This window comes from Amycolatopsis sp. ATCC 39116, assembly GCF_000231075.2.
GTDB lineage: Bacteria > Actinomycetota > Actinomycetes > Mycobacteriales > Pseudonocardiaceae > Amycolatopsis_E > Amycolatopsis_E tucumanensis.
Genome location: NZ_AFWY03000002.1, coordinates 169764 through 180813, shown reverse-complemented (window position 1 = coordinate 180813; position 11050 = coordinate 169764). Strand labels below are relative to the sequence as shown.

Annotated in this window: 9 protein-coding genes; 3 read left to right on the top strand and 6 right to left on the bottom strand. The window is 72.1% G+C overall.

Translation table 11 applies throughout. From position 1 onward, the window contains the following. Positions 1-9: 9 nt before the first annotated feature. The 6 genes from AMY39116_RS0303535 to AMY39116_RS0303510 form a co-directional block, all read right to left on the bottom strand. Positions 10-678: a response regulator transcription factor gene (locus tag AMY39116_RS0303535; RefSeq protein ID WP_020416332.1), complete on the bottom strand. Its 669-nt coding sequence runs from the start codon at positions 676-678 to the stop codon at positions 10-12. Beyond that, on the bottom strand, positions 675-1751 hold the full coding sequence (locus AMY39116_RS0303530) for a sensor histidine kinase (RefSeq protein WP_020416331.1): 1077 nt from the start codon (positions 1749-1751) through the stop codon (positions 675-677). Before AMY39116_RS0303530 ends, AMY39116_RS0303535 begins: the two co-directional genes overlap by 4 nt. Before the next feature lie 114 nt (positions 1752-1865). Continuing rightward, the gene (locus AMY39116_RS0303525) at positions 1866-2363 is read right to left on the bottom strand and encodes a hypothetical protein (protein ID WP_020416330.1); all 498 of its coding nucleotides are present in this window, start codon (positions 2361-2363) and stop codon (positions 1866-1868) included. Further along, positions 2350-2652 (bottom strand): S1 RNA-binding domain protein, encoded by a 303-nt coding sequence (locus tag AMY39116_RS0303520; protein ID WP_020416329.1) that lies wholly within the window; start codon positions 2650-2652, stop codon positions 2350-2352. Before AMY39116_RS0303520 ends, AMY39116_RS0303525 begins: the two co-directional genes overlap by 14 nt. Continuing rightward, positions 2649-7064: an RHS repeat-associated core domain-containing protein gene (locus AMY39116_RS42145; protein WP_051123473.1), complete on the bottom strand. Its 4416-nt coding sequence runs from the start codon at positions 7062-7064 to the stop codon at positions 2649-2651. Before AMY39116_RS42145 ends, AMY39116_RS0303520 begins: the two co-directional genes overlap by 4 nt. 58 nt (positions 7065-7122) lie before the next feature. Then, complete coding sequence (locus tag AMY39116_RS0303510; RefSeq protein WP_020416328.1) at positions 7123-7956, bottom strand: helix-turn-helix transcriptional regulator; 834 nt, start codon at positions 7954-7956, stop codon at positions 7123-7125. A 100-nt stretch (positions 7957-8056) separates the two neighbouring features. Between AMY39116_RS0303510 and AMY39116_RS0303505 the strand changes: the two genes are divergently transcribed. From AMY39116_RS0303505 to AMY39116_RS0303495, 3 genes are read left to right on the top strand one after another with little or no spacing between them, the layout of a single operon-like run. Further along, complete coding sequence (locus AMY39116_RS0303505; RefSeq protein WP_020416327.1) at positions 8057-9469, top strand: MFS transporter; 1413 nt, start codon at positions 8057-8059, stop codon at positions 9467-9469. Between the two features lie 52 nt (positions 9470-9521). Further along, positions 9522-10046 carry an RNA polymerase sigma factor gene (locus AMY39116_RS0303500; RefSeq protein ID WP_020416326.1) on the top strand — a complete coding sequence of 175 codons (525 nt, stop codon included), beginning with the start codon at positions 9522-9524 and terminating at the stop codon, positions 10044-10046. Further along, positions 10039-10908: a VOC family protein gene (locus AMY39116_RS0303495; protein ID WP_020416325.1), complete on the top strand. Its 870-nt coding sequence runs from the start codon at positions 10039-10041 to the stop codon at positions 10906-10908. Before AMY39116_RS0303500 ends, AMY39116_RS0303495 begins: the two co-directional genes overlap by 8 nt. The last annotated feature ends 142 nt before the right edge of the window (positions 10909-11050 follow it).

Sequence of the window (11050 nt, the reverse complement as noted above, 5' to 3'; positions counted from 1 at the left end):
CGTGCTGCGTCACCGTGAGCCGCGCGGCGTGACCAAGCCGGACTCGTAGGCGAGCACGACGAGCTGGGCGCGGTCCCGCGCGCCGAGTTTCGTCATGATGCGGCTGACGTGCGTGCGCGCGGTGGCCGTGGAGATCACCAGCTGGGCGGCGATCTCGTCGTTGGACAGACCGCCCGCGACCAGCGCCAGCACCTCGCGTTCGCGGTCGGTGATCCGCTGCACCGCGGCCGTGTCGATGCGCCGGTTCTCCGGGCGGCCGACGAACTCGCTGATCAGCCGCCGGGTGACGGTCGGCGCGAGCAGGGCCTCGCCGGAGGCGACCACGCGCAGCGCGCGGAGCAGCTCGACCGGGTCGGTGTCCTTCAGCAGGAACCCGCTGGCGCCGGAACGCAGGGCCTGGAACACGTACTCGTCGACGTCGAAGGTGGTCAGGACCAGGACCTTCACCTCGGCCAGGTCCGGGTCGCCGGTGATCTCGCGGGTGGCGGTGAGGCCGTCGACGCCGGGCATGCGGATGTCCATGACGACCACGTCCGGCCGGTGTTCCCGCGCCAGGGCAAGCGCTTGCGCGCCGTCCGCGGCCTCGCCGCAGACCTCGAACCCGTCCTCGGTCTCCAGCAGCACGCGGAACCCGGCGCGCACCAGCGCCTGGTCGTCGGCGAGCACGACCCGGATCATGTCTCCTCCAGGGGTAGTTCCGCGCGGACCTCGAAACCGCCGTCGACCACGCGGGCCTCGGCTTTGCCGCCGAGCGCGGCGGCGCGTTCCTGCATGCCCCGCAGGCCATTGCCGACGGTGGGGGTTTCCGCACCGCGGCCGTCGTCCCGCACCACGAGCCGGAACTGTCCGTCGCGGCGGGCGAAGCGGATGTCGACGGTGCGGGGCTGGTTGGCGTGCCGGACGACGTTGGTGAGCGACTCCTGCAGGATGCGGTAGGCCGCGCCGTCGACCGGGGCGGGCAGCTCGCCGGGCGAGCCGTGGACGCGGACGGTCAGGCCGGTCGCGCGGGTGTGGTCGAGCAGTTCGCCGAGCTGTTTCAGGCTGGGCGCGGGCCCGAGGCCCTGGCCGGAGCGCAGCACGGCGACGGTGGCGCGCAGGTCGGCGAGCGCGGTCGCGCTGGCCTCCTTGATCGCCTGCAACGCGGCGACGGCCTGGTCCGGCCGCCGGTCCGCGACGTGCACCGCGACACCGGCCTGGACGTTGATCATGGCGAGGCTGTGGGCGACGACGTCGTGCACCTCGCGGGCGATGCGGAGCCGCTCCTGCTCGGCGAGCCGGGACTGCCGTTCGGCGGCCTCCTGCTCGGCGGCGAGCCTGGCCGCGACGCGGTTGCGGACGGCGGTGCCGATGCCGAGGACGGCGACCAGCCAGACGACGAACAACCCGGCGCGGGCGTCGAGCACGAGTTCACCGCCGCGGGCGAAGTAGACGACCAGCCCGGCCAGGATGACGGCCGACCCGGCGATGCCCGCGACGAGCGGCCCGCGGGCGCGGGTGAGCACGAACAGCGCGATGGTCGGCACCACGACCGCGGGCCCGCCCGGGTGGTCCGTGCTGTAGTAGGCCCAGGTCAGCGCGGCGGTGACGACGAAGACCGGCAACGGCACCCGCCGCACGGCGAACAACGGCAACGCGGCCGCGGTGAGCCACAGGTAGCCGGACAGGTCGAGCGGATGCTGCTGCGCCCGGCCCGCCACGGTGGTCGTCACGAGGACGAACCCCAGCGGGACGAGGGTGAGCACCACGTCCACGAGAGCCGGCCACCGGCGGGGGTCACGCACGCCCCCGAAGCTACGGCAGACGGCCGCCCCGCGCGTCCGTCGAAGAGCGGCTCTTGGATTACGACTCGGGCGGTACGCGCGAGGTCAGGGCAGGCGCGGCAGCACCGCGCGCCACTCCTCCAGCTCCCGGCGCAGCTCCTCGCTCGCCACCCGGTCGCTCAGCTCGACCGCGGGCACGACGACGTTGCGGACCCGGCGCAGCGTGCGCATCTTGCCGACGTCCTCGGCGCGCAGGGACCACTCCACCGCCGCCGCCTCGGCCGGGGTCATCCCGGCCAGGGCCAGGCACGCGGCCGCCACGTCGTCGGGCCGCAGCCCGGCGGCGACCGGGTCGTCGAGGTTGCGGGCAAGGTTGGCTTCCCGCGGCCGGACTTCCCGATCCGCGAGGGCGCCCGTCTCCCGGGCGACCTCGAGCGCCGCCACCGCGAGACGAGCCCACGACTCACGGCTTTCGCCGGGGGTGGTGGCGTAGAGGGTCGCGGTCTGGATGAGACCGAGCCAGTTGCCGCCGCCCTCGGTCGCGCGCAAGCGGGCGCGCTGCTCCTCGGGTGGCAGGCGCCGCAGCTCGTCAGGAACGGTCACTCCCGGTCTTCTCCCACACGGGCGGCCCCACGCGGACCTGGATCTGCCGGTTGCGGTCCCGGTGGTCGGCGATCGTGCCGTGCACCGGTTCGCCGACCGCAGGCCACTTCGAATGGTCGAACACGTCTTCGCCGCCGGGCCGGTAGCTGATGGCGTCGATCAACGCGGGCACCTCCCCGGGCAGGGTCACGATCATGCCGAACGGCAGGTGCTCCGCGACCACGGCCTCCACCACCGAGCCGATCGGGAAGCGTTCCTTCGCGGCCGCCCATTCCGCGTCGTTCATCATCGATGCCACTTTCTCGGGTACTGGTTGAGTTCTTCCACACGAGACGCGGGAATCTCGACTTCGGTCAGCGGCCCTCCCTGGTACGGCTGTTCGAACCGGGCGAACCGATCCGCGTACTCCGAAGCCGGGACCTGGATCTCGATGACCCCCTCACCGTAGTGGCCCGCATAGGTGTCCGCGAGCTCGCGATCACGCGCGAAGAACGCTCCCGCCTCCCACGGTCCCGTCCCCCCGTAATCGTCCGCGCGGTAGCCGTGCTCGTACTGCTGCTGCCCGAGGCCGCGCTGCGGCGCCTTGTAGAGCGGCACGTACTCGTCTTCGCCGTCGGGCGTGTCCGGGCCGCATCCGTCCGCGGCCGTGAGCCCCAGCGGGTCGATCCAGCTGACCGGGTTGGGGACGTAGGCCTGCGGGTTGAACCCGCCCTCGAGCCCGAGTGGATCGTTGCTCGCGAAGCGCCCCGACTCCGGGTCGTAGTAACGCTGGAAGTTGTAGTGCAGACCGGTTTCGGGGTCGAAGTACTGACCGGCGAACCTCAGCGGTGTCCCGGCCCGGTTCTCCAGGCGCGCCAGTGCCTTGCCCCACAGCGTCCGGCGCCCCTGCCATACGACGGCGCCGGACCCGTCGACGAGTTCGGTCGGCGTTCCGGCCAGGTCGGTGACGATCGCGTAGAAGGCGCGGTCGAACCACTGCTGCGAACCGTCCCCGCGGAACACGCGCTCGACCTGAGCCAGGGGACGCCGTCCGCTCGGCTCGTGCTCCCAGGAGATCGCGGTGGCATCACTGCTGATCTGCTCGACGAGCACGGACCCGTCCCAGAAGAAGTCCGTGCGTTCCGCGACCGTGACCCCGTCCGCGGCGAGGCGCAGCTTCGCGATGCGGCGCCCGAGCGCGTCGTAGAGGTAGCGCCACCGCGTGCCGTCCGGCGTGACCACCGAGGTCAGCCGGTCCTCGGAGTTCCAGGTGTAGTGCCAGGTGTCGGGTTTCGCCGACAGCCGCTTCTTCTGCCGCAACGTGATCCGGCCCTGACGGTCGTAGCCGTACCGCACGCGACCCGCCGAGACCACGAGCGCGCCCTGGTAGTCGCGCCGTCCCTGGCCGTCCGTGTCGGTGTCCGGCCACTCCGCGGTCCGGATGTTGCCCGCCGGATCGTAGGAGTACCGCTCGTAGCCGTCCGGACTGCCGACCTGTTCCACCCGGCCGTTCGCGTCGAGCTCATAGCGCCGGACTCCGGCGATGTCGTCCTCGATCGCGTTCACGACACCATCGGGCCGGTAGTGGTAGCGGCGTTCGTAGAGGTGCCGCATGGTTCCGTTCGCCCGGTCGGCGACGCCGGCCACGGTCTGCGAACCCAGCCGGTGCGTGGGCGTCCACGTCTGCGCCAGCGCCGTTCCACTGTCGAGCAACCGCTCGATCTCCCGGCCCGCGGCATCGAACCCGAAGGTGAACGTCCGCCCGCCGGTACGCAGTGAAGCGGGCCGGTGGCTCGAGCCGTAGTCCCAGAAACTCTCCGTGCCCGAGGGTGTGCGACGGTACGTCCGGCGGCCCAGAGCGTCGTAGGCGAAAACGGTGGAACGGCCGTTGATCGTCTCGGCGAGCACCCGGCCCGCCGCGTCCCGTTCGAAACGAACGTCGGCATCCGCGTTGCGAGCGCGGACAAGCCGCCCCGCCGGGTCGTATTCGAACGTCGCGACACCGTCACGGGACCTGCGCTCGACGACGTTGCCGAGGGCGTCGCGCACGAAGACCGTGGTCTCGCCCGCACCGTTGGTCCGGGACACCAGCTGCCCCGCCGCGTCGCGCTCGTAGGAGATGGCGCGACCGGTGAAGTCCGTCTCGGCGATCAGGCGGCCGGCCGCGTCGTACTCGTACCGCCATTCGTCGCCGAGCGGGTCGCGAACCGCGCGGAGCTTCATCTCACTGTCGTAGACGAAGTCGAACCGGGCACCGTCCGGGCCCGTCTGCGAGGCGAAGAAGTCGAAGTGCGTCATCTCGACGCGTGTCACGTTGCCGTTCGCGTCGACCCGCTCGACCTCGTTGCCCTCGCCGTCGTACCTCCAGTGCTCGGTTGTGCCGTCCGGCAACGTGCGGGACAACAGCTTGCCCTCGACCGTCCAGCGGAGGTGCGTCTCGCCGCCGACCGGGTCCTGGACGAGGATCACCCGGCCGAACTGGTCCCGCCGGTAACGCGTCACGCCGCCGTCGGGGTCCGTCAGGGCGGTGAGCAGGCCTGCGGAGTCGGTCTCACGGCGGACCACGTTGCCGAAGTGGTCGGTGATCGTCGCAAGGTGCCCCGACTCGTTGTAGCCGTACCGGGTCACCGCGCCCGTCGGATCCACGACGAGCGTGCGGTTGCCCGCATCGTCGTACTCGTACCGCCACACCGACCCGTCGGGGTCGACCGCGGTCGCGGGCAGGCCCTGTGCGTTGTACTCGATCAGCGCCCGCGTACCGTCCGGGCGCGTCACCTCGGTGAGGCTGCCCCGGTCGTCGTACCGGTAGCGGGTGGTGCGGCCCAGCTGGTCGGTGTGCGCGAGCAGCCGGTGGTAACGGTCCCAGTCGAACCGCGTCTCGTGGCCCAGCGGGTCGATCTCCCGCACCAGCTGGTTGAACTCGTTGAAGTGGTACCGCCGGACGTGGCCCAGCGAGTTGGTCTCGGTCGTCACCCGGTTCTCGAGGTCGTACTCGAGCGTGCCGGCGAGCGCGTCGCCCGAGCCCTCCGTGCGGACGCAGCGACCGCGGTGGTCGTAGGTGTAGGCGTACCACTCGCCGTTGCGGTCGTCCCAGCGGATGATCCGGCCGGCCTGGTCGTAGGCGAAGCGCAGCGGACGGCCGGACGAGTTGACGACCTCTACGAGGTTGCCACCGTCGTAGCCGTACCGCACCAGGGAAATCCCGCCGGACGGCGGATCGTGCAGGCTGAGTTCCGTGACGCGCCCATCGGAGGTCCGGACGTCGACCCGATACCCACCGGAGTGCCGGACCGCGACGGGCATCCCGGAGGGGTCACGGTCGAAGTCGATCCGGTCGGTGCGTTCCTCGATCGCGGTGAGTTCCGCGGTACCACCCCGAGCGGGCGCGAACCGCAGCACGCGGCCGCTCTGCGGCTGGCGGATCGTGTACCCGCCATCGGCCGCCCGCGCCAACGGCCATCGGGCGCCCGCCTCCGCGAAGACCTCGCCCTCCGCGGGCGGGTGCGGATACACGAGGATCACCCCGTCGGGACCGGCGTAGCACACACCGCGCTCGTCCAGCTCCAATCGTTGGTCCAATGTGGACGCCCAGGACGGGCCGAAGAGGCGGCCGGAGCGGTAGGACGACACGTGGACGCGCTGCAGCACCAGCGGGAGCAGGCCGGGGAGCTGGACGTCCTTCTGCACCAGGTACATCTCGCCGGTCGCCATGTCGATCGGCTCGCGGCGGCCGCACCGCCCGACCGGTTCCTGGGAACGGAGGTCGGGATCTTCGGCGTCCCGCCGGAGCGCGCTCCCGGAACCGTCGCCGGGGCGGCTGGCGCCTGGCGTGCCCGGGGTGCCGTCGACGCCGTCCGGGCTGTTCGGTGTGTCCGGGCTCGTGGGGCCGTCGAGGTCCGGCGTGTCGACCTTCCCGCCGCCGCCGTGCGCGGCCGACGGGGTGGTGCCCTCACCGCCCAGCTTGCGGCCCAGCTTGCTCAACTGCTGAATGATCTCGTCCAGCTTGCCGATCACCCGGCTGATCCGCGGCGACACGTTCCCGATCGTCTTGACCAGCTTCCGGATGAAATCCGCGATCCGCGTCACCGCCGACGAGATCGCCGCCGTGGCCTGCGCGGCGATCAACGGCGTCGCGAAACCCAACGTGCACGCCGCCTCCAGCGCCCACGTGATCAGCTTCCCCACCAGCTCGGCCACGATGTCGCGCACCATCTCGCGCACGAACCCCACCACCGTGCCCATGATCATCACACCGGAGGAAATCCCCTCCGCCAGCGACGCCGCCCCCGCCAGCGCCTCCGCCTGCGCCGCCCCGTTCTCCCGATAGGTGTCCGCCCCCTGACCGGTCCACCCCGCCGTGCCGCCGTCGACCTCGTTCTTGAGGTCACCCGCGACGGCACCGACCTCCCTGGCCACGTTCGCCCACGTGTCGGAAAACGACTGGATCACCGGCGGATCCCTCGCCAGCCAATCCAGCGCCTCCTTCAACGGCCGCACATGCTCGATCAGCCACGCCACCCCGTACTGCGCCAACGTGCCCAGCGGATCGATCACCATCGACAGGACCTCGAGACCCGTGCCCAGCGCCCCCAACCCGCCCTCGACCCACGACCCGTCCTTGATCCCGTTGGACAGGTCCCGCGCCGACTCCAGGATCCCGATCCCCGTCACCCCGGTCGTCGTCGACACCGGCGCCGCGACCAGCGGGTTGCCCTCGGTCATCCGTCCCCCAATCTGCCCGGGGTACGACGCAACCAGCCCCTGGGCCGGTTCCGCAAGATCAGCGGGCGACGAGTTTCGCGGCCGTCTCGCTGTCGGCGGGGGTGTAGGTCGTCAGGCGGACCTCGGAGCGGCGGCCGAACCACAGGTGCGTGTAGTCGAAGCTCAGCAGGCCCGCCTCGGGGTGCACGAAGCACTTCGTGAGGTTGCGCATCGGCTGGACGTCGTGCTGGTTCCAGATCGCCTCGAACTCCGGGGACTCCCGTCGCAGGCGTTTGACCAGCGCCTTCCAGCCCGGCTCTGCGACGTGCTCGGCCATCGACGCGCGGAACTGCGCCACCGAGCGCGGCAGGCCGTCCTCCCAGTCCCGCAGCCTCGCCCGCCACCGCGGGTTCGTGAAGGCCAGCAGCATCGAGTTGCGCTCCTCGACCGGCACGCTCCCGACGTCCATCAGCCAGTCGTAGGTGCGGTTGTAGGCGAGGATGTCGGTGCGCGCGTTCTGCACCGCCGCGGGGAAGGGCTCCAGCTGGTCGAGGATCGCCCGGATCTGCGGCGTGACGACCTTGCAGTCCTTCTCCATCGGCGGCTCGGGCGCGCCGGCGAGGGTGAACAGGTGGCTGCGCTCGTGCTGGTCGAGCTGCAGGGTCCGCGCGACCGCGGTGAGCACCTGCTCGGACGCGTGGATGTCGCGGCCCTGCTCCAGCCACGTGTACCAGGTGACCCCCACCCCGGCGAGCTGCGCGACCTCCTCGCGCCGCAGCCCGGGCGTGCGGCGGCGGCCGCCCGCGGGCAGGCCGACCTGCTCGGGCGAGATCCGTTCCCGGCGGCTGCGCAGGAACGCGGCCAGCTCGGCGCGGCGGATCTCGTCGGCGGACATGCGCACGGCGGTGGTCATGCTGCCAGCCTGGCACGCCACCGATCCTGTTACCAGGTAGTCCCGATACCTGGATCAACGCTATCTGGTACCAGGCTCCGCGAGAGCCCACGGTGGAACCATGACGACAACCCTGGCGCCGGCCGAGACCCGGCAGGCACTCACCCGCGGTGGGCTCGCCACCGTGCTCCTGGGGGCGGCGCTGGCGCCCATCGACCTGTACATCGTCAACGTCGCACTGCCCACCATCAATGCCGACCTGCACACGACCGCCGCCACGCTGGAGTGGATCGTCGCCGGTTACGGCCTCGCGTTCGCGCTCCTGCTGGTCGTCGGCGGGCGGCTGGGCGACGCGTTCGGCCACCGCCGCGTGTTCTCCCTCGGCCTGGCCGCGTTCACCCTGACCTCGCTGGTCTGCGGGCTCGCCCCGAACGCGGGCGTGCTGGTCGCGGCCCGTGTCGCCCAGGGCGCGGCGGCCGCGCTGGTGGTGCCGCAGGTGCTCTCGATCATCCAGGCCACCACCTCCGGCGAGCGGCGCTCCCGCACCATCGGCTACTACGGCGCCACCGGCGGCATCTCGATGGTCGTCGGCCAGCTGCTCGGCGGGGTCCTGGTGTCGGTCGACCTCGCGGGCGGCGGCTGGCGGCCGATCTTCCTGGTCAACGTGCCGATCGGGCTGCTCGGCCTGGTGCTGGCCCGCCGTCTGCTGCCGGACACCAGGGCGAACCACCCGCTGGGCGTGGACCTGCGGGGCACCGCCCTGCTCGGCCTGACCCTGCTCGCGCTGCTCGTGCCGCTGCTGGAGGGCCAGGCGCTCGGCTGGCCGGCGTGGTGCTGGGCGCTGCTCGTCGCGGTCCCGTTCGGCGCGGCCGCGTTCGTCACCGTGGAACGCCGGCTCGAAGCGCGGGGCGCGACGCCGCTGCTGCCGCCGTCGCTGGCGCGGATGCCGAGCATGCGCCGCGGGCTGGCGGTCGGCGTGCCGTTCTTCGCCGGGTTCGGCGGGTTCCTGTTCGTCTACGCGCTCGTGCTGCAGGACGGCCTGCACCTCGGCCCGCTCGCGTCGGGTCTCGCGCTCACCCCGATGGCCGTCGCGTTCCTGGTGTTCTCGCTGCTCAGCAGCCAGTTCGTGGCCCGGCTCGGGCGTCGCGTCATCGTGCTCGGCACGGCCGTGCAGGTGCTCGGGCTGCTCACCCTGATCGGCACCGTGCTGCTGGCCTGGCCGGACGTCACCGTCCTCGCCCTCGTCCCCGGCATGCTGGTGACCGGCGCCGGGCAGGGACTGGCCGGGCCGACGCTCTTCCGGGTCGTCCTGTCGCGGGTCCCGGCGGACAGCGCGGGCGCAGGCAGCGGGATGCTCACCACGACCCAGCAGAGCGCGCTCGCGCTGGGCGTCGCGACCATGGGCACGCTGTACGTCGCGCTGGCCGGGACGTGGGGCGCGCAGGACGCGTTGCTGCTGGTCACCGCCCTGCAGGCGACCGTGATGGCCGTCGCCGCGGTCGCCGCGCGGCGGTTGCCGGACCCGCGCGGCTGAAAATCCGCGCGAAGGGCGTCGGAGAACCGCTCTCCCGGGCGACGATGGGGGTGTGAGCGAACCGCGGGTACGACCGGACCCGGCCTTCGCGCTGCTCGACCTCTACGAGACGGCGCTGCCGGAGGTGTACGGCTACCTGCTCGCGCGCTGCGGTGACCGGGGCGTGGCCGAGGAGCTGACCTCGGAGACGTTCCTCGGCGCCGTCAGCGCGTGCCGGAACCCGGGAGCGCCGCCGGTGAGCACGCCGTGGCTCATCGGGGTGGCCCGGCACAAGCTGATCGACCACTGGCGGCGGCGGGAGCGCGAGGAACGCGGGCTGCGCGTGGTGCACGAGTCCGAGGCCGATTCGGTGGACCCGTGGGACGCCGAACTGGACGCCCTGCTGGCCCGCGAGGTGCTGGAGTCGCTGGGCGCGCACCACCGCGCCGCGCTGACGCTGCGGTACCTGGACGGTCTGCCGGTGCCGGAGGTCGCCCGCCTGCTGGGCCGGACCGTGCACGCCACCGAAGCACTGCTGGTCCGGGCGCGATCCGCGTTCCGGGCCACCTACCGGGAGAAGGAGGTGCGTGATGACTGACCCATTCGACGCACTCCGCGCCCCGGTCCAGCCGGTCGCCCCCGATCCGCGGTTCGCCGACGAACTGCGCGAGCGCCTGCGTCGCGCTGTGTTGAACGGAGGAGAGATGACCAGCACGGAAGCACCCGCACGGGCGGAACTGCACTCGCTGACCCCGTACCTCGCCGTGTCCGACGCGCGGCGGGCGCTGGACTTCTACGTCGAAGCGTTCGGCGCGCAACGCCGCGGCGACCCCATCGTGATGCCGGACGGCCGCATCGGGCACGCCGAACTGGCGATCGGCGACAGCGTCCTGATGCTGGCCGAGGAGTTCCCGGAGATCGGGCACGTCACGGCCGCGGGCGGGGCGAGCATCCGGATCGAGCTGTCCGATGTGGACGCCGCGGTGGCGCGCGCCGTCGAGCTGGGCGCGCAGGTGCTCGACCCGGTGTCCGACCGCGGGCACGGCCGGTCCGGCTCGATCCGCGACCCGTTCGGCCAGCGGTGGCTGCTGTCCCAGGCGCCGGTCCGCGCGAGCGGCCAGGACACCGCGCGGCACGGCCAGGCCATGTACTTCACCTTCCAGGTCCCCGACGACGAGGCCGCGAAGGCGTTCTACGGCAGCGTTCTCGGGTGGCAGTTCTCCCGCGGATCCGTCGAACACGCCTGGGGTTTCGAGGGGCCGGGTCTGGAAGGCGGCCTGTGGGGCGGGCCGCGGCAGGTCGGCTGGAAGCTGATGTACGCGGTCGACGACGTGCACGCCGCGGTGGAGCGCGTGCGTGCGGCGGGCGGTCAGGTGACCGAAGTGGACCGCAAGCCGTATGGGCTCACGGCCGATTGCATCGACAACCAGGGCATCGAGTTCTGGCTCTGGCAGCCATGATCGGACTGACGATGGGCCGCCTTTCGTAGCGGTGCGGGTGGCGGAACCTCAGACGCCCCCTCGCTGTGGGATCGCCTCCTCATGAACGCCAGTTCACCACGTCGGCGCTGTCCTCGCGAGGGGACGTCTGAGAACCCGCGGC